General features: G+C 72.0%; 17 protein-coding genes and 3 tRNA genes. 10 read left to right on the plus strand and 10 right to left on the minus strand.

The window, feature by feature from the left end; all coding sequences use genetic code 11:
- The first annotated feature begins 94 nt into the window (after positions 1–94).
- The 3 genes from rpoD to ACTVAJ_RS19780 all read left to right on the plus strand — a co-directional run bounded on the left by rpoD (position 95) and on the right by ACTVAJ_RS19780 (position 5687).
- Positions 95–1180 (plus strand): RNA polymerase sigma factor RpoD, encoded by a 1086-nt coding sequence (rpoD, locus tag ACTVAJ_RS19770; RefSeq protein ID WP_470389682.1) that lies wholly within the window; start codon positions 95–97, stop codon positions 1178–1180.
- A 146-nt stretch (positions 1181–1326) separates the two neighbouring features.
- Positions 1327–2637 (plus strand): glycoside hydrolase family 18 protein, encoded by a 1311-nt coding sequence (locus tag ACTVAJ_RS19775; protein WP_470389791.1) that lies wholly within the window; start codon positions 1327–1329, stop codon positions 2635–2637.
- Positions 2638–2726: 89 nt separating this feature from the next.
- Entirely contained in the window at positions 2727–5687 is a 2961-nt protein-coding gene (locus ACTVAJ_RS19780; RefSeq protein ID WP_470389683.1) for an FAD-binding and (Fe-S)-binding domain-containing protein, read from the plus strand.
- 115 nt (positions 5688–5802) lie between these two features.
- Here the strand turns inward: ACTVAJ_RS19780 and ACTVAJ_RS19785 are convergent, their stop codons facing one another.
- On the minus strand, positions 5803–6321 hold the full coding sequence (locus ACTVAJ_RS19785) for a hypothetical protein (RefSeq protein ID WP_470389684.1): 519 nt from the start codon (positions 6319–6321) through the stop codon (positions 5803–5805).
- Complete coding sequence (locus ACTVAJ_RS19790; RefSeq protein WP_470389685.1) at positions 6321–6659, minus strand: hypothetical protein; 339 nt, start codon at positions 6657–6659, stop codon at positions 6321–6323. The genes ACTVAJ_RS19785 and ACTVAJ_RS19790 overlap by 1 nt, the downstream gene beginning before the upstream one ends.
- A 168-nt stretch (positions 6660–6827) precedes the next feature.
- Here ACTVAJ_RS19790 and ACTVAJ_RS19795 point away from each other — a divergent pair.
- Positions 6828–6900, plus strand: a tRNA-Asn gene (locus ACTVAJ_RS19795).
- A gap of 475 nt (positions 6901–7375) precedes the next feature.
- A tRNA-Asn gene (locus ACTVAJ_RS19800) sits at positions 7376–7448 on the plus strand.
- A gap of 122 nt (positions 7449–7570) precedes the next feature.
- Here ACTVAJ_RS19800 and ACTVAJ_RS19805 read toward each other — a convergent pair.
- Positions 7571–8458, minus strand: a complete 888-nt coding sequence (locus ACTVAJ_RS19805; protein WP_470389686.1) for an SAM-dependent methyltransferase — start codon at positions 8456–8458, stop codon at positions 7571–7573.
- Between the two features lie 584 nt (positions 8459–9042).
- On the opposite strand from ACTVAJ_RS19805, the gene ACTVAJ_RS19810 reads away from it, so the two are divergent.
- Positions 9043–9750, plus strand: a complete 708-nt coding sequence (locus ACTVAJ_RS19810) for a RibD family protein (protein WP_470389687.1) — start codon at positions 9043–9045, stop codon at positions 9748–9750.
- Positions 9747–10229, plus strand: coding sequence for a dCMP deaminase (locus tag ACTVAJ_RS19815; RefSeq protein ID WP_470389688.1), 483 nt, complete (start codon positions 9747–9749; stop codon positions 10227–10229). Before ACTVAJ_RS19810 ends, ACTVAJ_RS19815 begins: the two co-directional genes overlap by 4 nt.
- Before the next feature lie 135 nt (positions 10230–10364).
- Here the strand turns inward: ACTVAJ_RS19815 and ACTVAJ_RS19820 are convergent, their stop codons facing one another.
- Complete coding sequence (locus ACTVAJ_RS19820) at positions 10365–12857, minus strand: DEAD/DEAH box helicase (RefSeq protein WP_470389792.1); 2493 nt, start codon at positions 12855–12857, stop codon at positions 10365–10367.
- Positions 12858–13001: 144 nt separating this feature from the next.
- Entirely contained in the window at positions 13002–13994 is a 993-nt protein-coding gene (locus ACTVAJ_RS19825) for a malate dehydrogenase (protein WP_470389689.1), read from the minus strand.
- 263 nt (positions 13995–14257) lie between these two features.
- Here ACTVAJ_RS19825 and ACTVAJ_RS19830 point away from each other — a divergent pair.
- Positions 14258–14331 (plus strand) — tRNA-Ile (locus ACTVAJ_RS19830).
- A gap of 164 nt (positions 14332–14495) precedes the next feature.
- Here ACTVAJ_RS19830 and ACTVAJ_RS19835 read toward each other — a convergent pair.
- Positions 14496–15053, minus strand: a complete 558-nt coding sequence (locus ACTVAJ_RS19835; RefSeq protein WP_470389690.1) for a DUF4870 domain-containing protein — start codon at positions 15051–15053, stop codon at positions 14496–14498.
- Between the two features lie 695 nt (positions 15054–15748).
- Between ACTVAJ_RS19835 and ACTVAJ_RS19840 the strand changes: the two genes are divergently transcribed.
- Positions 15749–17683: a GDSL-type esterase/lipase family protein gene (locus tag ACTVAJ_RS19840; protein WP_470389691.1), complete on the plus strand. Its 1935-nt coding sequence runs from the start codon at positions 15749–15751 to the stop codon at positions 17681–17683.
- Positions 17684–17726: 43 nt separating this feature from the next.
- Here the strand turns inward: ACTVAJ_RS19840 and ACTVAJ_RS19845 are convergent, their stop codons facing one another.
- Together ACTVAJ_RS19845 and ACTVAJ_RS19850 are read right to left on the minus strand one after the other, a co-directional pair.
- A complete protein-coding gene (locus ACTVAJ_RS19845; RefSeq protein WP_470389692.1) occupies positions 17727–18347 on the minus strand; it encodes a TetR/AcrR family transcriptional regulator in 621 nt (206 codons plus the stop codon).
- Positions 18348–18997: 650 nt separating this feature from the next.
- On the minus strand, positions 18998–19720 hold the full coding sequence (locus ACTVAJ_RS19850) for a glycerophosphodiester phosphodiesterase (protein WP_470389693.1): 723 nt from the start codon (positions 19718–19720) through the stop codon (positions 18998–19000).
- 265 nt (positions 19721–19985) lie between these two features.
- Between ACTVAJ_RS19850 and ACTVAJ_RS19855 the strand changes: the two genes are divergently transcribed.
- On the plus strand, positions 19986–20756 hold the full coding sequence (locus ACTVAJ_RS19855; protein WP_470389694.1) for a DeoR/GlpR family DNA-binding transcription regulator: 771 nt from the start codon (positions 19986–19988) through the stop codon (positions 20754–20756).
- 23 nt (positions 20757–20779) lie between these two features.
- On the opposite strand, the gene ACTVAJ_RS19860 is transcribed toward ACTVAJ_RS19855, so the two are convergent.
- On the minus strand, positions 20780–21256 hold the full coding sequence (locus ACTVAJ_RS19860; protein WP_470389695.1) for a VOC family protein: 477 nt from the start codon (positions 21254–21256) through the stop codon (positions 20780–20782).
- Positions 21257–21326: 70 nt separating this feature from the next.
- Complete coding sequence (locus ACTVAJ_RS19865; RefSeq protein WP_470389696.1) at positions 21327–22604, minus strand: MFS transporter; 1278 nt, start codon at positions 22602–22604, stop codon at positions 21327–21329.
- Positions 22605–22619: the final 15 nt, after the last annotated feature.

Raw genomic sequence — 22619 nt, forward strand, 5'->3', positions numbered from 1 at the left:
ACAATAGTAGGCCTCCCCTTAACGGCACCCGGAGCGGCACAATGTACTGGTGGCTCCCACAGTTGTGACGCACGAAATACCGTCGGTTCGACAAGTGATCCGGATGCTGCCGGACGCGGGCCGGGGAACGGTCAGTCGCGGTGAGGTCGCCTCGGCCCTGGAACAGTTGGCCGCGCCCCCCGGATCCCTGGACGAGGCGGTGCGGCACCTGTCCCGTGTCGGGGTCGAGGTCGCCGACGCCGAGGAGACCGGCCCCCAGGCCGACGGCGGCAGACGCTCGGGTTCGGACCTGGTCCGCCTCTACCTGGGGGAGATCGGCCGGGTGCCGCTGCTCACCGCCGAGGAGGAGGTCGACCTGGCCAAGGCGATCGAGGCGGGCCTGTACGCCCAGCGCCGCGGGCCGGACGCGGCGGTGTGCACGGCCGAGGAGCTCGACGCGCTGGTCGAGGAGGGTCTGCGGGCCAAACGGCGGCTGATCGAGTCCAACCTCCGGCTCGTCGTGTCGATCGCCAAGCGCTACATGGGGCGGGGACTGCTCTTCCTCGACCTCATCCAGGAGGGCAACCTGGGACTGATCCGCGCGGTGGAGAAGTTCGACTACGCCAAGGGGTTCAAGTTCTCCACCTACGCCACGTGGTGGATCCGCCAGGCCATCACCCGCGCCATCGCCGACCAGGCGCGCACGATCCGGATCCCCGTGCACATGGTGGAGACGATCAACAAGCTCCTGCGCGTGCAGCACCGGCTCCACCAGCAGCTGGGCCGCGAGCCGAGCACCGCCGAGATCTCCCGCGCCGTGGGGTTCAACGGCGAACGGGTCCTGGAGATCCAGCGGATCGCCCGTGAACCGGTCTCACTCCAGTCCCCCATCGGTGAGGAGGAGTCCGACTTCGGCGACTTCATCGAGGACTCCGACGCCGTCGTCCCGGTGGAGGCGGCCTCCTTCACCCTCCTCCAGGAGCAGCTGCGCTCCCTGCTGGGCGACCTGTCCGAACGGGAGCGGCGGATCATCCGGCTCCGCTTCGGCATGGCCGACGGCCACCCGCGCACACTGGAGGAGGTCGGCCGCGAGTTCGGTGTCACCCGCGAGCGGATCCGCCAGATCGAGGCCAAGACGCTGGCCAAGCTGCGCCACCCCTCCCGGGCGGGCACCCTGCGCGACTACCTCACGAGCGGCTGACCACCGGGCGGCGGCACGGGGAACGTGTCAGCGGCGCCCCGGGTTCCCCGTTCGGGGACTGACGGCCGATGTGGCCTGATGTGGCCGTCCCGACCGTGGGCCCTGCGTTCGCGCCGCTCCGTGCCTAGGCTCGAAGGGTGCAGGCCATCCGAACCTCCCCGGCCAGACCCCTCCACCGCCGTCCCGTGGCCCTCCTGGCCGCCGCGCTGGCGGTCGGCGCCCTCGTCGCCACCGCCCTCGTCCTGCTCGGCGGCCGCGCACCCGAACGCGTCGCCTACTTCGCGGGCTGGAACACGGCCGCCCGCGACTTCACCGTCGCGGACGTGGCGGCCAGCGGCGCCCCGGAGCACCTGACCCGCCTCATGTGGGCCTTCGGGGACATCAGCGAGGACGGCCTGTGCCACATCCCCGCCGACCGCGACGACCAGCCCTGGGAGCTCTACCAGCGGCCGTACACCGCACAGGAGAGCGTCGACGGCCGGGCCGACGACCCCGGCCAGGACCTCGCCGGGGGGCTGCACCAGCTGCGGCTGCTGCGGGAGGAGTACCCCGACCTGGGGGCGAGCCTGTCGCTGGGCGGATGGAGCTGGTCGACCCACTTCTCCGTGGCGGCCCGCACCCCCGAGTCGCGCGCGGCCTTCGTCACCTCCTGCCTGGACCTGTGGATCCGCGGTGACCTGCCGGTGCGCGACGGCGGACCGCAGGGCGGCGACGGGGCCGCGGCCGGGGTCTTCGACGGCGTCGACCTCGACTGGGAGTGGCCCGGCGGAGGCGGCGCCCCGGGCAACACGGTCCACCCCGACGACGCCGCCCACCTCACCCCGCTGGTGGCGGAGTTCCGCCGACAGCTCGACGCGCTGTCCGAGGAGACCGGCAGGGAGTACACGCTCTCGGTGTCGCTGCCGGGCGGCGCCGAGCAGAGCGCCGCCTACGACGCGGAGCTGTTCGACCTCGTCGACTTCGCCACCGTCCAGGGCTACGACTTCGCGGGACCCTGGAGCGAGCGGACCGCGCACCACTCCAACCTGTACGCCCCCGAGGGCGATTCCGACGCCAACAGCGTCGACCGCGCCGTCCAGCGCTACCTGGACCTGGGCGCGCACCCCTCCCGGCTGGTCGTGGGCGTGCCCGCCTTCGGCCGCGGCTGGCAGGGCGTGGGAGCGGCGGACGCGGGCCGCGGCCAGGTCCCCGAGTCGCCCGCCGAGGACGCCTACGACGGTCCCACCATGGCCTTCGCGGACCTGGAGGAGCGCGCGGGCCGACGTTTCCTCGACGAGGAGGCGGGCGCGTACTGGATCTACGACGGCCACACGTGGTGGACCTACGACAACACCGACGTGATCGCGCTCAAGGGCGAGTACGTGCGGGACCGCGGACTGGGCGGGCTGATGATGTGGAACCTGGACATGGACCCGGACGGCACCCTGGTCCGGGCCATGGACGAGTCCCTGGACTGACCGGGGACGGGCGCGGTTCTCCGGAACCGGTGGCGATCCGGGGCGCGCCGCGGTTGCCAGGGCCGGACCCGGGCGGCCACGCTGAGGACATGGCCGACGCGCAGCACACCTCCTCCCGCACAGCCCCCGCCGACCTCCGCCGCGACCTGGAACAACGGGTCCGGGGCACGGTCGCCTTCGACCCGGGAACGCTCGCCCTGTACACCTCCGACGCCTCCAACTACCGCCGCGTCCCGCTCGGCGTCGTCATCCCCGAGACCGTCGACGACTGCGTGGCCGCCGTACGCACCTGCGCCGAGCACGGAGTCCCGGTCGTGCCGCGCGGCGGCGGCACGTCGATCGCGGGCAACGCCATCGGCACCGGTGTCGTCATCGACACCTCCCGCCACCTGCGCGCGATCGAGGACGTCGACCCCGCCACCCGCACCGCCACCGTCCAGCCCGGAGTCATCCTCGACGACCTGCGCCGGGCGACCGCCGAGCACGGGCTCACCTTCGCACCCGACCCCTCCACGCACAGCCGCTGCACGATCGGCGGCATGGTCGGCAACAACGCCTGCGGCTCCCACTCCGTGGCCTGGGGCACCACCGCCGACAACATCGTCTCCCTCGACGTCCTGCTCGGCGACGGCACCCGCATGACCGTCGGCTCCCGGCACAGCGCGCAGGAGTGGGAGGAGCTGACCCGGCGGCCCGGGCGCGAGGGCCGGATCTACACCGAACTCGACCGCCTCGTCCAGGAGCACCGCGCCGAACTGCGCACCGCCATGCCCGAGTTCCGGCGCCGCGTCTCCGGCTACGCCCTGGACCGGCTGCTCCCGGAGAAGGGGCGCGACGTCGCCGCCGCCCTCGTCGGCACCGAGGGCACGTGCGTGTTCGTGCTCGGCGCCACCGTGCGCCTGGTCGAGTCGCCGCCCGCCCGCGCCCTGGCCGTCCTGGGCTACCCTGACGCCGCCTCGGCCGCCGACGCCGTCCCCGACCTGCTCGGCCACGCGCCGCTGACGGTCGAGGGCATCAACCACCGCATGGTCGCCGCACTGGACCGCAGCGGCTCCCGCTCCCGCGTACCGCTGCCCGAGGGCGGGGCCTGGCTCCTGGTGGAGATCGCCGGAGGGGACCCGGCCGAGGCCGCCGAGGCGGCGGAGCGGATGCTCTCCGGGCTCAAGGGCGCCTCCCGCCCGAGTGACGCGGTCGTGGTCACCGACGCCGCCCACCAGAGGGCGCTGTGGCGGATCCGTGAGGAGGGAGCCGGACTCACCCAGCGCACCCCCGACGGCCACGACGCCTGGTCCGGCTGGGAGGACGCCGCCGTGCCGCCGGAGAACCTCGGCGGCTACCTGCGTGCCTTCGACGCGCTCATGGAACGGCACGGCCGTTTCGGCGTGGTCTACGGGCACTTCGGTGACGGCTGCCTGCACGTGCGCATCGACTTCGGCCTCACCCACGAGCGGGGGCGCCGGGAGTACCGGGCGTTCATGGAGGAGGCGGCCGACCTCGTCGTCGCGCACGGCGGCTCCCTGTCCGGCGAGCACGGCGACGGCCAGGCCCGTTCCGAACTCCTGGGCCGCATGTACCCCGATGCGGTCATCCGGGCGTTCGGCGCCTTCAAACGCGCGTGGGACCCCGACGGCCTGATGAACCCGGGCGTCATCGTCGACCCCCTGCCCCTGGACGCCGACATCCGGGTGGCCGCCGACCGTCGGCCGGCCCTGCCGCTCCTGTCGGAGGTCACCCTGGCCTACGCCGACGACGACGGCGACTTCGCCCGGACCCTGCGCCGCTGCTCCGGTGTGGGCAAGTGCCGCCGCCAGAGCGGTCCCGGTGTCATGTGCCCGAGCTACCAGGTCACCCAGGAGGAGCGGCACTCCACCCGGGGGCGCGCCCACCTGTTGTTCGAGATGGCCAACGGTGAGGTCATCACCGACGGCTGGCGGTCGGAGGAGGTGCGCGAGAGCCTCGACCTGTGCCTGTCGTGCAAGGGATGCCTGAGCGACTGCCCGGTCAACGTGGACATGGCCGCCTACAAGGCCGAGTTCCTCCACCAGCACTACAGGGGCCGGGTGCGCCCCGCCGCGCACTACTCGATGGGTTGGCTGCCGGTCTGGGCCCGGCTGGCGGCCCTGGCTCCGGCCGAGGCCAACCGGGCGGGTCGCCTGCCCGGGGTGTCACGGCTGGCCAAGCGGGTCGCCGGGGTGGCCGCGCGCAGGGACCTGCCCGCCTTCGCCGCCACCACCTTCACCCGAGCGTTCCGGCGCCGCGCCGCGCGCGGGGAGGCCCGTACGGGCGGACGCCGGGTCGTGCTGTGGCCGGACACCTTCGGCAACCACCTCAATCCGGGGGTACTCGCGGCCGCCACGCGGGTCCTGGAGGACGCGGGCTTCACCGTCGTGCTGCCCCGGGGGCAGGTGTGCTGTGGTCTGACCTGGGTGTCCACCGGTCAGTTGGACGTCGCGCGCACGGTGATGCGCCGTGCCGTCCGCGCGCTGGCACCGCTGGTGGCCGAGGGGCTGCCGGTCGTCGGGCTGGAGCCGAGCTGCACGGCGGCCCTGAGGCACGACCTGGTGGAGCTGCTGCCCGGTCCCGAGAGCGAGCGCGTCGCCGAGTCCGTGTACACCCTGGCGGGCCTGCTCAACGCCCAGGCGCCCGAGTGGCAGCCGCCCCGGCTCTCGGCGAGGGCGCTGGCGCAGGTGCACTGCCATCAGCACGCCGTGATGGGTTTCGACGCCGAGCGCGAGCTCATCGCCAGGGCGGGGATCGACGGAGAGGTCCTGGACTCGGGTTGCTGCGGACTCGCGGGGGACTTCGGGTTCACCGAGGGGCACTACGAGGTGTCCACCGCCATCGGTGAGCGCGACCTGCTGCCCCGGGTGCGCGCGGCGGACGCGGACACCCTGGTCATGGCCGACGGCTACAGCTGTCGTACGCAGATCGGGCAGGGCACCGGCCGCCGGGCGCTGCACCTGGCCGAGGTCCTCGCCCGGGGGATCGCCGCGAGGGGCGTGCCGGGTTCCGCGGGAGGAGCCGAGCCGCCGGTGGGCAGCGAGCGGTAGGGGGGCGACGACGGGGAATCCCGGTTCCCCACGCTCCGGGCCTCAGGGGGAGGGACCGCGCCGTAGGCGTGGCGCCAGGGCGGTGGGCGGGCCTGTGAGCGCGCACGGACAGAGCTCAGACGCCCATCTGCTCCCGGAGGGCGGCCAGGACCTGCGCGACGGACTCCGACAGGGTCCGGTCCCGCGGGTCCAGGCCCTCGCTCAGGTACACGCGCCAGTGCGCCTCACTGCCTCCGGGCGGCCTGCGCGCCACCAGACGGAAACCGGTGGCCGAGTCGCTCCGGGGGTAGGGGACGAACCGGTTGACGAGGATGGTGGCGGTGACGCGTTCGGCCACCGTCTCGGCCATGCGGCGGTAGTCGACGGCGTCCTCCGCGGGCTCCGAACGCAGCCGGACGGTGTGTCGGCCGGCCCCCTCCTCGTCGAAGGTCAGCGTGTCCGGGGTCCACCGCGCCTGGTCGATGTTCTGCCAGGGCACCGCGTGCCCGTCGGGCAGGTACAGGGCCCGTGTGGTGGCGACCAGGAGGGGCTCCCCGCCCTCGGCCGCGCGTACCGGAACGTGGGCGAGCACGCGCTCGCCGCGCTCCAGCCGGGCGCGGACCGACTCGGGGACCCCCCGGCGGAACAGGCCCACTAGCGGTCCCGGGGGCTCTCGGACGCGCCGTTCGCGCCCGACGGCCCGCCTTGGGCCATGTGCCGCTCCCACTCGACCAGTTCCCTCTCCTCCTCCGTGGGGCGGGCGAGGAAGTCGCGCAGGGAGGTGACGGGCAGGGTGTCGACGGCCTTGTCGTAGACCGTGCGGCCCGCGTTGCTGACCTGCGCGCCCACGAGCCCGGCCACCTCCTGCACCACAGGGCTGTCGGCGACCTTCCTGGCGGTGCGGGCCAGCTGCTCGTAGCGGGCCCTGCCCGCCTTGGCGCCCAGGACGTAACCGATGGCGAGTCCGGCGACGAAGGTGATCCGGTAGCGCATGGGCTCCCTCTCCAGGCCTTGGTGGCGTTCGGGGTGGTTCGTGCCCTGACGTTACCGCGTCGTGGCCGCGGCCACACGGCTCGACACCGGTCACGAGCACTCCGAAAAGCACGCTAGGCTGGTCCCTGTCGATGCGGCGGACCCCGGCAGGGGGCCGCACGGGCGCGGTCCCGCGTAGCTCAATCGGCAGAGCAGCCGGCTGTTAACCGGCAGGTTACTGGTTCGAGTCCAGTCGCGGGAGCAGGTCAAGGGTCCTTCCCCCTCGGGGGAGGGCCCTTCGTCGTGTGGACGCCCCCACGCGGCCCCGGGTGCCTTCCGTGGACGCCCCGACCGCCGGTCTGCGCGCGGAGGGGAATCCCGGGAGGGCCGGTACCGACTCCGGCCGGTCCGGCTGCTCCGGCAGCGGACTCCGCGACCGCACCGACGCGGTCGGCGCCTACGCGCGGTTTCCCGCGGGCGCTGTCTCCACGGGTGCGCGGACGCCCACGGTCCGCTGCGCCGACGGAACCACCATGGCACGTCCGGCGGGCGTCGCGGTGGACCCGGGCGGCGACCCGGTCCGGTTCGACCCCACTGTCGTCACCGGCCTGACCGCCGTCATCGCCCACCTCCCGGAGAGCGGGAAGCAGTGCCGAAAAACCGTCACGAGCACCCCTCGGAAGGCGCTAGGCTGGTGGCTGTCGCCACGGCCCCGGCAGGGGGCCGCACGGGCGCGGTCCCGCGTAGCTCAATCGGCAGAGCAGCCGGCTGTTAACCGGCAGGTTACTGGTTCGAGTCCAGTCGCGGGAGCAGGTCAAGGGTCCTTCCCTCCGGGGGGAGGGCCCTTCGTCGTTCCCGGCGGGTACGCACACGACGCCCCTCACCCGCTGTCGGGCCGTGGGCTCCAACGCGGGGGAGAGAGGGCGACGGGTTCAGATCCGGCCCACACCGCCGATGATCAGCCGACGGTTGCGGCGCGGCATCTGGTAGCAGCCGGGGACGGGCGGTGCGACGGGCAGCGTGTGCCAGCGCTGGATCTCCAGGACTCCGGGGCTGAGGGTCTCCCAGCCGTCGAAGAGGGCCTCCACCTCGCGCTGGCTGCGCCACCAGCCGGAGCCGAGGCTCTCGACGAAGACGTCCTCCAGGCGGTCGGCGCGGGCCGCGTCCTTGGCGTACCGGCTCCGGTCGGGGCGGCAGTAGTGGCTCAGGACGAGATGGCTGCCGGGGGCGAACGCCTCGCGCAGGGTCGCGATGTGCCCGGCCGGGCCCTCGTCGTCGGACACGTGCGGCACGACGCCGGTGAGCAGCAGCCCGACCGGTCGGTCGAAGTCGAGGAACCGGCGGGTCTCGGGGTCGCGCAGGACCTGCCCGGGTTCGGTGAGCCCTCCGTGTACGGCGGTGGTGGTGCGGCCGTCGCGGAGCAGGGCCCGGTGGTGGGTGAGCACCATGGGGTCGTCGGTGGCGTAGACGACGCGGGTGTCCGGAGCGATCGACCGGGCGATCTCGTGCGGGTCGCCCGGAGCGGGCAGACCCGCCCCGAACTGCAGGAACTGCGTGATCCCCGCCTCCTCAGCCAGGCGCCGGACGGCCCGTTGAAGGAAGGCGCGCTCACCGAGCACGATCTCCTGGAAGCCGGGCGCGGCCTGGTCGGCGCGGGTGGCGAGCTCACGGTCGCCCTCGAAGTGGTCCTTGCCCTTGAGGTGGAAGGAGCGCAGCCGCGCGATGCTGGGCTGGCCCAGATCGACGACGGGCGGCGGCTTGGCCCGGAGGTGTTTGCCCCCCGCCTGTCGCAGGAAATCGGGGGAGGTGAATCGCGACATCGCCGTCCTCTTGTCGTGAGGTGGGGAAGTGTGGTCGACTCCTGGGATTGTATTCCTCACGGGCGGTGTTTGTTAACCGAGTCGAGGATACGGGTCGTAAAAAAACACGTGCCCGAGGATGCCACTGTGGCGTCTCGCGCTGTGTGTTACTCCAATCCAGGAACAACCAGGTCATATACCCTCAATGTCCATTTTGTGGGGGATCTGGAGGCGGAGCGTGCTCCGGGAGGATCCGCGCGGTCGGGTGCGCGGGGCCTGGGGGGTAGTCGATCGCGCGCTCCCGGGGGTGTGCGCGTGGCGTGGTCGGAGGCGCTTCCTCGAACACGTGTTGGAAAGTGGATTGTCCACGTATGTCGCCAAAGGGCCACGAGTCGCATACGGAGCGGAGTAGAATAAGGTCGCCGCCAAAACGGTCAGCTAATTCCCCGTGTGTACTCGCTGCCTGCGTGAATCCGTGCCGTCCGCCGCGAAAGCGCAGGAAGTGCGGCGGCGCGGCCGCCGTCGAAAACCCTTCACCCCTCGCGCGGTCATGTGGCGCGGGGGAGTGGCGCGTTCCGACCGTGCCACGCGGTTAGCCTGGGGGGATGGACCGTCCCCACACCATCCTGAGCTGCGCCGTGTCGGTCGACGGGCGTATCGACGACACCAGCCCCGAACGGCTCCGGCTGTCCAACGAGGCGGACTTCGCCGAGATCGACGAACTCCGGGCCGGCTGCGACGCCATCCTCGTCGGTGCGGGCACCCTGCGGGCGGACGATCCGCGGCTCCTCGTGCGCTCCCCGGAACTGCGTGAGCGCCGTCGGGCCCGGGGCCGCACCGAGAACCTGCTCAAGGCCGTGGTCACCCGGAGCGGGGACGTCGATCCGGCCGCCCGCCTCTTCTCGACCGGGGACGCCGGCGCGGTCGTCTACACCGGAGGCGACGGTCTCGCCCTGGCCCGCGAGCGCCTGGCCGCCCGTCCGAGCGCGGAGCCCCCGGCCGAGGTCGTGGACGCGGGGGATCCGCCCACCGCCGAGGAGATCCTGGCCGATCTGGCCGCGCGCGGTGTCGAGCGCCTGCTCGTGGAGGGCGGCGGGCACATCCACACGCTCTTCCTCACCTCCGGCATGGCGGACGAACTCCGGCTGGCGGTCGCCCCGTTCTTCGTGGGGGAGGAGGACGCCCCGCGCTTCGTCCTGCCCGGAGCCTTCCCGCACGGGCCACGGGCGCCCATGCGCCTGGTCGAGGCCCGCGCGATCGGCGACGTCGCCGTCCTGCGCTACCGCCTGGGGGAGACGGAGGACCACCGGTGACCGTCGGACCGCCCCCCGCCGAGGGCGGCGCCGACGCGCACTGGTTGCGCCGCGCCGTGGAGCTCTCCCGGAACTGCCCGCCCTCGGCCACCGCCTTCTCCGTCGGGGCGGTCGTGGTCGCCGCCGACGGCACGCTCCTGGGCGAGGGTTACTCCCGCCGGGACTCCCCGCACGACCACGCCGAGGAGGTCGCGCTCAGGGAGCTGGACGGCGGGGACCCCCGCCTGGACGGAGCCACCCTCTACTCGTCGCTGGAGCCGTGCAGTGCCCGCTCCTCCCGGCCCGTGCCCTGCGCGGAGCTGGTGCTGGGCACCCCGATCCCGCGCGTGGTCTTCGCCTGGCGCGAGCCGGAGCTGTTCGTGGACTGCGACGGTGCCGAACGGCTGCGCCGCTCCGGCCGGGACGTCGTGGAACGCCCCGACCTGGCCGAGGGCGTGCGCGGGGTCAACGCCCACCTGCTGGCGGACGGCGGCCGTTAGCGTGGGCCCGGGGGTACCCGCGCCGGAGGCGCCGTTCGAGGGTGGTGGCGGGCGCCAGCCCGCCCGCCGCGCGCAGCGCCCCGGGGGCGACGGCGGGCGACGGGCGGGCGGAGGCCCGGAAGCAGGTGCAGAGCCCTAGAGCTGGTCGACGTCGGTGACGCGGACGACCGCGTGCCCCTCGGCGTCGGAGGCGGCCAGGTCGACCTCGGCGCTGATCCCCCAGTCGTGGTCCCCGGCCGGGTCGGCGAGAATCTGGCGGACCCGCCAGAGCCCGTCCTCCTCCTCGATGAGCAGCAGTGCGGGGCCCCGTGCGTCGGGGCCGGTCCCGATCGCGTCGTGCTGTTCGAAGTAGTCCTCCAGGGAGTCCTCCCACGCCTCGGCGTCCCACTCGCCGTCGGAGTCCAGCTTCCCCAGGTCGGCGTAGCGGCGGCGGGCGGCCAGCTCGACCCGGCGGAACATCTCGTTGCGCACCAGCACCCGGAAGGCCCGCGTGTTGGCGGTGACCGGGCGCACCCGCTCCTCGGCCGCGGCCTCCCCGTCCGGCGACTCCTCCTCCGGGTTGGTGAGCTGCTCCCACTCGTCCAGAAGGCTGGAGTCGACCTGGCGGACCAGTTCGCCGAGCCACTCCACGAGGTCGCGCAGCTCCTCGGTCTTGGCGTCGTCGGGCACGGTCTGGTTCAGGGCCTTGTAGGCGCTCGCCAGGTAGCGCAGCACCAGGCCCTCCGAACGGGCGAGCTCGTAGAAGCCCACGTACTCGGTGAAGGTCATCGCCCTCTCGAACATGTCCCGCGCCACGGACTTGGGGCGCAACGGGTGATCGCCCACCCACGGGTGCCCGCGCCGGTAGACCTCGTAGGCGTGGTCGAGCAGCTCCTCCAACGGCTTGGGGTAGTCGATCTCCTCCAGCCGCTCCATCCGCTCCTCGTACTCGATCCCGTCCATCTTCATCTGCTGGACGGCCTCGCCGCGCGCCTTGTTCAGCTGGGCACCCATGATCTGCCGGGGGTCGTCCAGGGTGGACTCCACGACGCTGAGCACGTCCAGCGGGTAGCCGGGCGACTCGGCGTCGAGCAGGTCCAGGGCGGCCAGGGCGAAGGTGGACAGCGGCTGGTTGAGCGCGAAGTCGGCCTGGAGGTCGACCGTGAGCCGCGCGGTGCGGCCCTGCTGGTCGGGCTCGGGGAGCGTCTCGACGATGCCGCCGTCGAGCAGCGACCGGTAGATGGCGATCGCCTCGCGGATGTGGCGGCGCTGTGTTCTGCGGTCGTCGTGGTTCTCCGTGAGCAGGTGCCGCATGGCGGTGAAGCAGTTGCCGGGACGGCCGATCACGCTGAGCAGCATCGCGTTGCTGACCCGGAACCGGGAGGTCAGCGGTTCGGGTTCGGCGTCGATGAGCTTGTCGAAGGTGGCCTTGTCCCAGGAGACGAACCCCTCGGGCGCCTTCTTGCGCACGACCTTGCGCCGCTTCTTGGCGTCGTCGCCCGCCTTGGCCAGCGCCTTCTCGTTCTCGATGACGTGCTCGGGTGCCTGGGCCACCACGTTGCCGACGGTGTCGAACCCGGCCCGTCCGGCCCGCCCGGCGATCTGGTGGAACTCGCGTGCGCGCAGGCGGCGGACCCGGACCCCGTCGTACTTGCTCAGGGCGGTGAACAGCACGGTGCGGATGGGCACGTTGACGCCCACGCCCAGGGTGTCGGTGCCGCAGATGACCTTGAGCAGACCGGCCTGGGCCAGCCGTTCGACCAGCCGCCGGTACTTGGGCAGCATGCCCGCGTGGTGCACGCCGATGCCGTGCCGCACGTACCGGGACAGGTTGCGGCCGAACCTCGTGGTGAAGCGGAAGTTGCCGATCTCCTCGGCGATCGCCGCCTTCTCCGCCTTGGTGCACATGTTGATGCTGGTCAGCGACTGCGCCCGCTCGACCGCCTGGGCCTGGGTGAAGTGCACGATGTACACCGGGGCCTGGCCGGTGGACAGGAGCTCCTCCAGCGTCTCGTGCAGCGGCGTGGCCCGGTAGTCGTAGTAGAGCGGAACGGGTCGTTCGGCGGAGGCGACCACGGCGGTGGAACGGCCGGTACGCCGTTTGAGGTCCTCCTCGAACCGGGTGACGTCGCCCAGGGTGGCCGACATGAGGAGGAACTGGCACTGGGGCAGCTCCAGCAGCGGCACCTGCCAGGCCCAGCCGCGGTCGGGCTCGGCGTAGAAGTGGAACTCGTCCATGACCACGGTGCCGATGTCGGCGCGGCCGCCCTCGGCGAGCGCGATCTGCGCCAGGACCTCGGCCGTGCAGCAGATGATGGGGGCGTCGGCGTTGACACTGGCGTCGCCGGTCATCATGCCGACGTTGTCGGTGCCGAAGATCCTGCACAGGTCGAAGAACTTCTCCGAGACCAGGGCCTTGATCGGCGCGGTGTAGAACGCGCACTCGTCGCGGGACAGCGCCGCGAACAGCGCTCCCGTGGCCACCATGCTCTTGCCGGAGCCGGTGGGGGTGTTGAGGATGACGTTGGACCCGGAGACGACCTCGATGAGGGCCTCCTCCTGGTGCGGGTAGAGGGTGAGGCCCCGCTCCTCGGCCCACAAAGCGAACGCCTCGAAGAGGGAGTCGGGGTCGGGTTCGGCCGGAAGCACATCAATGAGACTCACGCTTCCTATACTGCCCGCTCCCGCGCACCCTTCGGGACGGTCGCCGTTCACCGCCCGGAAACGGCGGCGGGGCGCGCCCCCCGGAAAGGAGGCGCGCCCCGCCGTGCGCGCTGTCTGCCTGCGGACCGGTTACTTGACCAGACCGAGCTTGCGGACGGTGTCGCGCTCCTCGACGAGCTCCTGGACGGAGGCGTCGATGCGGGTGCGGGAGAAGTCGTCGATCTCCAGGCCCTGGACGATCTCCCAGCTGCCGTTCCTGGACACGACCGGGAAGGAGGAGATGAGGCCCTCGGGAACGCCGTAGGAACCGTCGGAGGGGATGGCCGCGGAGGTCCAGTCGCCCTCGGGGGTGCCGTTGACCCAGTCGTGGACGTGGTCGATGGCGGCGTTGGCGGCGGAGGCGGCCGAGGAGGCGCCCCGCGCCTCGATGATCGCGGCGCCGCGCTTGGCGACGGTGGGGATGAAGTCGTTCTCCAGCCAGGCCTGGTCGTCGACGGCCGCGGCGGCGTTGGCCCCGTTGACCTCGGCGTGGAACAGGTCGGGGTACTGCGTCGCGGAGTGGTTGCCCCAGATCGTGAGCTTCTTGATGTCGTTGATCGACACCTTCAGCTTCTTGGCGAGCTGGGTGAGCGCGCGGTTGTGGTCGAGGCGGGTCATCGCGGTGAAGCGCTCGGCCGGGACGTCCGGCGCGTGGTTCTGGGCGATGAGGGCGTTGGTGTTGGCGGGGTTGCCGACCACCAGCACGCGGATGTCGTCGGCCGCGCCCGCGTTGATCGCCTCACCCTGCGGCTTGAAGATGCCGCCGTTGGCCTCCAGCAGGTCGCCGCGCTCCATGCCCTTGCCGCGGGGGCGGGCACCGACGAGCAGACCCACGTTGGCGCCCTCGAAGGCCTGACGGGCGTCGTCGAAGATGTCGATGCCCTGCAGGAGCGGGAACGCGCAGTCGTCCAGCTCCATGGCCGTGCCCTCGGCAGCCTTGACGGCCTGCGGGATCTCCAGCAGACGCAGCTTCACCGGGGTGTCGGCCCCCAGCAGCTGACCGGAGGCGATCCGGAACAGCAGGGCGTAGCCGATCTGGCCAGCGGCGCCGGTGACGGTGACGTTGACGGGTACTTGGGCCATGACGTGAACTCTCCTGACGACGAAGTGCGACCCGAGATGTTACCAACGGGTACGAAGCGGCGTCCGTGCCGGGGCGCTGGGGTCCGACCAGGCGCGCGCCGCACCTCACCACCCTAGACCGACCGTGTCCGGAGCGTGTGACCCAGGTGCGGGGAAGGCGGCCGTGCCCAGATGGGACCGTGTGCCAATCTCCCGCAGTTCATGGATTTCCGGCGCGGAAACGCCGGACGCATCCTGTTAGGATGACGTTTGCCGACGACGGAGGGCCGGTAGCTCAGCTGGTTAGAGCAGGGGACTCATAATCCCTGGGTCGCGGGTTCGAGTCCTGCCCGGCCTACCCCCTTGCCGAACGCGAAATCGGGTGTCGTCGACCCGTGTCCTCGGGTCGACGACAGTCGGACATCGCGGTGACGCCCCTTCATTTCGTATTCGTGCGGGATTGCCGCCCACCCCTGGTCGGGGCCCGGCATGGGCGGCGTCCGCGCTCAGCCTCCTCGGCCGCTACTTCACCCAGGTCACGTTGAACGGGTACGTGAACGACTGCCCCTGGTTGGCGGCCTGTCCGGCCCGGATTCCCATGACCACCGCGAAGATCCACGCCGCGAGCCAGGTCAGGTAGCCGATCAGCACGATCATGAGCAGGCCGGAGACCACGTACACGATCAGCATGACGAGCTGGAAGTTCAGGGCGGCGAGCGCCTGCTGGCGGACGAACGGGGACTCGTCCTTCTTGACCAGCCAGATGATGAGCGGGACGAGCCACCCGAGGAGGCCGCCGCCCAGGTGGGCGAAGAAGGCCATCTGCCTGTCGTCCGGGCTGGGCTGGCCGCCGTATCCGGGCTGGCCCCCGTACCCGGGCTGGCCGTACTGGCCGTAGGCGCCCTGCGGGGGCGGGCCGTACCCGGGCTGCGGGGGCTGCGGGTGGCCACCGGGCTGGGCCGGGTAGCCGCCGGTCTGGTACCCCGGCGGAGGGGTGTAGCCGCCGGTCCCGCCCTGGTGGCCGGGCTGCTGTCCCTGGCCGTAGGGGTCATCCGGTGGGGGGGTCTGGGGGTGGGACATGCGTGTCTCCTTCGGTGGATGTGTGGACGGGATGTCGCGGTCCTACCTCAGCAGACGGCCGCGCACCGGGTATCGGTTCCCGGATTCCGCGGTGCACTGTCGAACGCGGGTGGCGGAGGCGGATCCGACCGGGGGCCGCCGGCCCCGTCCGCGGCCCCCGGTGAGGGGGCCGCGTCCATCATCCCAGAGCGCGCTCCCGAGGTCACCGGGTCGGCGTCCGGTCGACAGTGGCCGTGTTCGCCGCTCCGGGCCGGGCGGCCCCGGTATTGCCCGCCAAAGGGGAGGGGCGGCCCGCGCATATCCATGAGATATGAGAATCTTTCGCGAATGCTGATAAGTGAAATGTCCACTTCGTTGTTAATCGCGTAGATTGGTGTGCGTTCTCCCTGGCGTTCCGCGTCCGATGTCAGTTTTCTTCCTGCCGTCCCGCGCCGGAGTTGTTCTCCGACCTGGTGGCCGCCGAAGGTCATATGCGGACGGTCCCTCCCGCCGCCCCCGGTGCGCCCACGCGGTCGGCTCGCGCCGTCCCCCGACCTTCCGGACCGTTCGGGAGGCCACCGGGCCGGAACCCGGTTCCGTATTCGGCCGATACCGGCCCATCACCACAGGAACCGGTGCTGGTCTAGACTGGCGGCCCACCCGGAGCGGTCGTGTTCCATGTCTCATCAACCCCGGTGCGCCCCGCGCCGTCCTCTATGTCGGTGACACGTGGATCGGTGGAGAGGCGAGTGGTGAACGCGGGCAGGCGACGGCGACGTGACGGGACCGGACGCCGCAGACGTCCCACCTCCCGTCTCGTGCGCGGCGGAGCGGTCCTGGTCGTGGTGCTCGCGGTGGTCGCCCTGGCCGTCCACCTCCTCCCCCGTGAACCCGAACCCCGCTCATCCGGGCAACGGCCGATCGCACCGCGGCCCTTCGCCGACCTCGTCGACCGGGTGGGCATCACCCGCGACGGAGCCGCCGTCGGCGGAGACCTCGACGGAGCGGGCAACAGTCTGTCCGCGCGGACCCTGGCCGAGGCCGGGTGGGACCCCGGCGGGGAGATCACCGTCCTGGGCGCCTCGGTCGACCTGCCGTCCTACGGCGGCGGAAACCCGGACCACCTGGTCTGCCGCGGCCAGTTCGTGGCACTGGAGGAGGAACACGTCCGGTCGGTCGCCCTGCTCGTCACCGCCACCCGGGACGACGACCTCGACGCACCCGTCGCCGGCACCGGCCGCGTCGTCTACACCGACGGGTCGCAGGAGGAGTTCACCCTCTCCGTGCCCGACTGGGCGACGGGCCCCGCGGCCGACGCCGCCCTCTCCCTCCCCTACACCAACTCCACCTCCCTGTTCGGCCGCGGCGCGGTGGGCGGGGCGCGCCTGTACGTCCGGACGGTCCCGGCCGACCCCCTGCGCCAGGTCGCACACGTGGTGCTGCCCCGCGCGCCGGTCGGCGGCGACATCCAGGTCTTCGCCATGGAGGGGACCCCCGTGGGTGACGACTGGGTCGGCACCTGGTCCCGGGCCACCTCCTCCCTGCTGGAGGTCGGCCCCTGGCAGGACCAGACCCTGCGCCTGGCGGTGCGCACCACCACCGGCGGCCACGGCGCGCGCATCCGTCTCGACAACACGTTCTCGGACCGTGCCGTCACCGTCGGGGCCGCCTCCCTCGGCCTGCGCGGGACCGGTGCCGGAACGGAGGGAGCGGCGGTTCCGCTCACCTTCGACGGCGTGTCCCGAGCCGTCATCCCCGGCGGGGGGCAGCTCTTCAGCGATCCGGTCGCGATCGGCCTGCCCGCCAACACCGAGATCCTGGTGAGCATCTACCTGCCGGAGCGCGTGACGAGCGCCCCGGTCCACTACGCGGCCGTGGACACCGGTTTCACGAGCGCCCCCGGCAGCGGGGACCGCACCCTGGACACCACAGGGCAGCCGTTCACCGGATTCGTCACCCAGTGGCCCTTCCTCACCGGCGTGGAGGTCCTCGGCGCGCCGGGCGCGGTCGCCGTGATCGGCGACTCCATCACCGACGGCGTCGGTGCCACCCGCGACGCCCACGCCCGCTGGCCCGACGTGCTCAGCGAGCGGCTGGCCGCCCGGGACGGCATCCCCCACCCCGGGGTGCTGAACACGGGAGTGGCCGGCAACCAGGTCGTCGGCGACCTCTACCCGGGCGAGGGCCTGGCCGACACCGCGGCCGGTGTCAGTCTGCGGCACCGGTTCCGGCGCGACGTGCTGGCACAGAACGGTGTGGGCACCGTCGTCGTCTTCGCCGGGATCAACGACCTGCGGTGGGGGACGCCCGCGCGGAGGGTCACCGCGGGGCTCGACGAGGTCGCCGCGCTCGCCCGGGAACGGGGCCTGCGGGTCTTCGTGGCCACTCTCGCCCCCTGCGGTGGCGAGAGCCTGTGCACGCCGAGGGCCGAGCGCGCCCGGCAGGAGGTCAACGCCCATCTGCGGGCCCAGGCACGGGACCCGGACTCCGTGTACGACGGGGTGTGGGACTTCGACCTGGTACTGCGGGACCCGGCCGATCCGACGCGTCTGCTGCCGGCCTACGACTCCGGCGACCACCTGCATCCGGGAGACGCCGGGCTGCGCGCGATCGCCGAGTCCGTGGACCTGTACGCCCTGGTCGGTGTCTGAGGGCCGGTCGGAACCCGGAAGGAGGCGCCGCCCCGGCCCGCGGTCAGCGCGGGCAGCCCAGGTGGTGGTGGACCACCAGGTCGACGTAGACCGCGCCGAGGTCGTCCAGGCTCAGGCCGCCGCCGGGGTCGTACCAGTGCAGGAGCGAGTCGAGTGTCTCCAGCACGTCGTCGGCGGTCCTGCCCGGGTCCAGGATGTCGAAGTCCCCCGAGATGACGCCGTCCGCGATGATCGTGCGGAGGTGCTCGCGGTAGGCGCGGGTGAGGCAGGTGATGTCCCGGTGCCGGGAGGGGTGTACGGCACGCAGGACCGGTAGCAGTTCCTGCCCCAGCGCGGTCGCCGCGCGGTGCTTCCATCCGATCTCGACGTGCCGTCTGACCAGACGCGCCACACGGTCCAGCGCTGGGGTGCCGGTGTCGTCCGCGCCCAGCTGCCCGTCGACCCGCTCACGGGTGGAACGCAGGACGATCGCGTAGGCGAGGTCGAGGCGCGTCGGGAAGGCGCGCCTGAGGCGGGCGGCGTCGGTTCCGGTCTCGGTCGCGATGTGCGCGGTCAGGTCGGACATGGCGATACCGCCTGAGCCGTGCTCGGTCAACAGGCGCGCCGCGCAGTCCAGGACGGGCGCCGTGGCGCGGAGGGCGTGAGGGGAGGTCTCGGCCGTCATGGGGATCTTGGGTCGGATACCCCGGCTCTCGGACCGGGGAGGAAGGCCCTGCCTCCTTCTGTGTGGTGTAGGGGTAGCCGTCGCACCGTCGCGGGGGCCGCGGGTGCTTGTACGAAATCCTGACCGGCCCCTGGGGGCGGTTGACGGCGCGGCTGCCGGTGGAGCGCACCGCCGCCCGCCCGGTTCGGGTTCCCGCCCTCCTCCCGGTGGGCGCGACAGCGCGGACCGGGTCGCCGGGGGCGAAGCCGTGGAGGCACGCCTGGGCGGGTCCTTGCGTCCTGTGCGGGACGTGGCCGTCAGGATCACCTCCTCGGGGGCGACGGCTGGGGCTGGTGCGAGCGGCCTCGGCCCAGGGGCCTGGGGGCCGGTCCCCCCGGGCCGGGATCTCCTGACCTGTGCGGTGCCTCGTCGGTCGGAGGTCGCCGCGGGGGCGGTGCACCGGGCGCCCGGTCCGGTCGGAAGCCGTTCCGAGGATATCCCCGGAACGTTGTCACGACGGGTGGAATGCGGGAAATCGGCGTGGAATGATGTGGTTTATGCGGCACCTGGGGTTGATGCGACCCTTTTCGGCCGAACGGGGGCACGCAACCCGTCCTCCACGTGGTTCGACATCCCCGACCTGTGTCGCGACCTGCTGCTTCCGTCCGCTCTCAGGCGGGTTCGGCGACCTGCCGACCTCCCTTCTCGGCATCCTTGGTCAGTGACGACAGATCCTCGATCCGTTCCGTGGCGAGCGCGTCGACGCCCATTCCGACGTACCGCGCCATTTCTGGAAACTCGTTCACGTTCCATGCGGCCACGCGATATCCGAAACGGTGGATCTCGCCGATCCGCTCCCGGTTCAGGAGTGTGGTGCGCACCCCGAGATAGGTCGGGTGCAGTGTCCGCGCCACGTCCTCCGGGGGCAGGCCCGGCTGGTCCCACGCCAGGAGCAGGGGCACTTCGGAACTCCGTGACCGCAGCGCGCCCAGCGTCTCGGCGGAGCCGGTGAAGAGCACGCGGTCGGCCAGCCCCCGTTCACGCAGGAGGGCGTCCGCGGCCAGCGCGGCGTCCGGCGCGGCGGCGTCGATCAGCAGGGGCGGGGCGGCCCCGGGGCGGAACTCCCCCAGCACCTCCATCAGGGTGGGGACGCGCCGCTCCACGTCGTCCCTGGTGACCGCGAGTTCGGCCAGCGTGAGATCGGTGACCGGGCGGGGCGGGGCACCCGGTAGGGCGGCGACGCGCTCGTCGACCAGGACGGGATATCCGTCCGAACTCAGGTGGACGTCGACCTTGACCAGGTCGGCTCCTGCGCGCCACGCTGATCGCAGGGCGGGGAGGGTGTTCCCCGGTGAATGTGCGGTGTCTCCGCTCAGTGCGATGGACAACGTCATGGTGACAGGGTGGCAAAGTCGGCGGCCGTACGTGGTGCAAACAGGAAAAACGCCGACCAGGACGCAATGGCACGATGGGCTGCGCAACCCGGTGGGGGGGAGGGCGCGCCCGGTCCGTCGTCCGGTCGTGTGACCGCGGCGCGCGGCCACTGCGAGCCGTGTCACGTCGTCAGACCGCCGTCCCGCTCCGTTGAACTGGGAAACTCTGTTACATGGCGTCGTATCCGAACGGCGTTCCTGTCGGCCCTGGAGTGTGAGGCGAACGATGATCCCGGACCAGCGACGAGAGCACATTCTGAAGCTCCTCCAGGAGCGTCACGTGTTGAGCATCAACGAGCTCACGTCGATGCTGTCCGTGTCCCACATGACGGTCCGGCGTGACATCCAGGCTCTGGAGAACGACGGCAAGGTCCTGTCGGTGACGGGCGGCGTCCGGCTGGCGGCGCGGCTCAAGAGCGAGCCGTCCTACCTGGCCAAGGCGCAGCTGGAGGTACCTGCCAAGCGGGCGATAGCACGTGCGGCCGCCGACCTGGTGAGAGAGAACTTCACCATCTACCTGGACGCGGGGACCACCACGCTCCAGATGGTCCCCCTGCTCACGGACAAGGTCGGCCTGACCGTCATCACCAGCGACTTCAACGTCGTCGGGCACCTGATGGAGTACCCGGGGATCGAGCTGATCCACACCGGCGGCGTGGTGTCCCACTCGGACCACTCGTCGGTGGGCCAGTTCACCGCCGACTTCCTGCGCAAGGTCAACGTCGACCTCGCCTTCATCGCCAGCAGCTCCTGGGACGCCGAGCGCGGGTCGACGACCCCCTCGGAGGCGAAGGTCATCGCCAAGCAGGAACTGCTGCGGATCGCCTCCAAGAGCGTGCTGACCGTCGACAGCACCAAGTACGGCAAGTTCGGCACGTTCCGCGTGGCGAGCCTGGAGCAGTTCGACCTGATCATCACCGATGACCGGCTGCCGCGTTCGGCCGTGGACGAGCTGGCCGAGCGGGACGTGCGCCTGAAGCTGGTGGAGTCCGACTGAGGTGGACCGGGGCGCCGGGCGGCTCAGTCCTCGTCGTCGTCGATCTCGGCCGGGGAGAAGAGCGCCAGCTCGGTGCCGTCGGGGTCGAAGAAGACGAGGGTGGAGCCGTCGGCGTCGTGGCTGGCGGGGGTGTGCTCGACGTCCAGCTTGGTGAACCGCTCCTCCCATGCCTCCAGCTCGCCCAGGTTGTTCACCCGGAGGACGAGGCGGTCCAGACCGCAGCGGCGGTGGTCGAACCGCCCCTTGAAGTTGTCCCGGTGCTGGACCAGGTCGAGGAGGAATCCGCAGGAGTGGCGGCACTCGGTACGCAGGGTGCCGTTCTCGTCCTCGCTGCGCAGCTCCTTGAATCCCAGGACCGAGCGGTAGAAGCGCACGCTCTCGTCGCGGTCGCGGACGGAGAGGGTGACGCGGGCGAGTCCACAGATCTGGGGCACCTTGACCTCTCTTCGTCGTCGGCCGGACCCGGGTTTCATGGTGGTCAGTAGATCGAGCACGGTCATCGAGCCTAGGGCCGATCCGACGGTGCCCTGCGACGCCTTAACGCGTGCTTAACACATGATGTTCCGAGAGTCACGTACCGCCGTTCCCCGGTGTCGCGGAGGCGTCCTCCCGAGGTCCGGCGGTTGCGCCCTGCGCACCTTCCTTGCGCACGTACCAACGGCTCCGCAACACCAGCGTGTTGACCGCGACCGCGACCAGCGCACCAGCACTGGCCAGGGCGAACGCTCCCTGGTGGCCGTAGGCGTCGGCGAGTGATCCGGCTGTGACCGATCCCACCGACTGGCCCAGGATGAGGAAGCTCAGGATCAGTGCCATCGACTGCGACATCCGGCTCGGCGGAGCCGCCCGCTCGATCAGTCCGAACAGGCTCACCAGGTGCGGGCCGATCGCCACTCCGAGCGCCAGGATGGCCGCGGAGAGGGCGACGGCCCCGTCCGCCAGGTAGAGCGGGAACGTGAGCAGGAGCAGTCCTGCGGCGGCGACCCGGACCCGGGCGGGGAGGGTGAACGCGACGGGCAGGGAGGCCATCAGGAGACCGGCGACCGCGCTGCTGGACCCCTGGAGGGCGTACATCAGCCCGGACAGGTCGCCGTGGCCGGAGCCGGTGGCGAACGCGGTCACGCCGGTGGACATGCCGCCGAAGAACATGCCCTGGCAGAACATGGGGACGGCGATCACCATCAGGGCGGGCGTGGCGATCCGGCCGTCCGCGCCCCGCACCGGCGGTGTTCCCGGCGGTGCGGTCGGGTGCAGCGCGAACACGCTCCCGAACACTCCGATGAGCACGGCGGCGCCCAGGACGCTGGCTGAGGGGGAGAGGGTGACGGTGAGCACGCCGACCAGGGCCGGGCCCAGGACGAAGGCGGCCTCGTCCAACACGCCCTCGACCGACATCGCCGCGGCGAGGGAGCGCTCGCGGTCGGCCTCGCGGCGGTCGGCCGCCCGGATGAGGCCCACCCACCGGGTACGTGCCATGGGGCCGATCTGGGGCATGCACAGGCCCGCCAGGGCGGCGAGCGCGGTCAGTGCGGCGGGCGAACGGTCCGCCGCGACCGCCGCCACGAGGAGGCCGATGAGGACGGCGTCCACGAGCGCGGTGACCAGGACCGGCCGTCGCTGCCCGTGGCGGTCGGCGAACCGGGCGATGACGGGGCCGCCCACGGTCTCGCCCAACGCGAAGGCGCCGCTGACGATCCCGGCCACGGCGACGCTGCCGGTGGCGGACGCGACCAGGGTCAGCAGGCCGATGAGGGCCATGGAGACGGGGAGCCGGGCCAGGAACGTGGCCGTCAGCAGCGGCCAACCGGCGATCGCGTCCATGCGCCGCAGTGTCTCCAGTGGTGACATCCACTCCCCGTTTCC

It is taken from the genome of Nocardiopsis sp. KDC1DS13DA1 (assembly GCF_055632325.1).

Excerpts from the sequence above, each read along its gene's own strand:
- ACTVAJ_RS19835 (WP_470389690.1), bottom strand. The coding sequence starts at position 15,053 with ATGTCCCACCCCCAGACCCCCCCACCGGATGACCCCTACGGCCAGGGA.
- ACTVAJ_RS19850 (WP_470389693.1), bottom strand. The coding sequence starts at position 19,720 with ATGACGTTGTCCATCGCACTGAGCGGAGACACCGCACATTCACCGGGG.
- ACTVAJ_RS19860 (WP_470389695.1), bottom strand. The coding sequence starts at position 21,256 with ATGACCGTGCTCGATCTACTGACCACCATGAAACCCGGGTCCGGCCGA.
- ACTVAJ_RS19810 (WP_470389687.1), top strand. The coding sequence starts at position 9,043 with ATGGACCGTCCCCACACCATCCTGAGCTGCGCCGTGTCGGTCGACGGG.
- ACTVAJ_RS19840 (WP_470389691.1), top strand. The coding sequence starts at position 15,749 with ATGTCGGTGACACGTGGATCGGTGGAGAGGCGAGTGGTGAACGCGGGC.
- ACTVAJ_RS19865 (WP_470389696.1), bottom strand. The coding sequence starts at position 22,604 with ATGTCACCACTGGAGACACTGCGGCGCATGGACGCGATCGCCGGTTGG.
- ACTVAJ_RS19845 (WP_470389692.1), bottom strand. The coding sequence starts at position 18,347 with ATGACGGCCGAGACCTCCCCTCACGCCCTCCGCGCCACGGCGCCCGTC.
- ACTVAJ_RS19855 (WP_470389694.1), top strand. The coding sequence starts at position 19,986 with ATGATCCCGGACCAGCGACGAGAGCACATTCTGAAGCTCCTCCAGGAG.
- ACTVAJ_RS19780 (WP_470389683.1), top strand. The coding sequence starts at position 2,727 with ATGGCCGACGCGCAGCACACCTCCTCCCGCACAGCCCCCGCCGACCTC.
- ACTVAJ_RS19825 (WP_470389689.1), bottom strand. The coding sequence starts at position 13,994 with ATGGCCCAAGTACCCGTCAACGTCACCGTCACCGGCGCCGCTGGCCAG.
- ACTVAJ_RS19790 (WP_470389685.1), bottom strand. The coding sequence starts at position 6,659 with ATGCGCTACCGGATCACCTTCGTCGCCGGACTCGCCATCGGTTACGTC.
- ACTVAJ_RS19805 (WP_470389686.1), bottom strand. The coding sequence starts at position 8,458 with ATGTCGCGATTCACCTCCCCCGATTTCCTGCGACAGGCGGGGGGCAAA.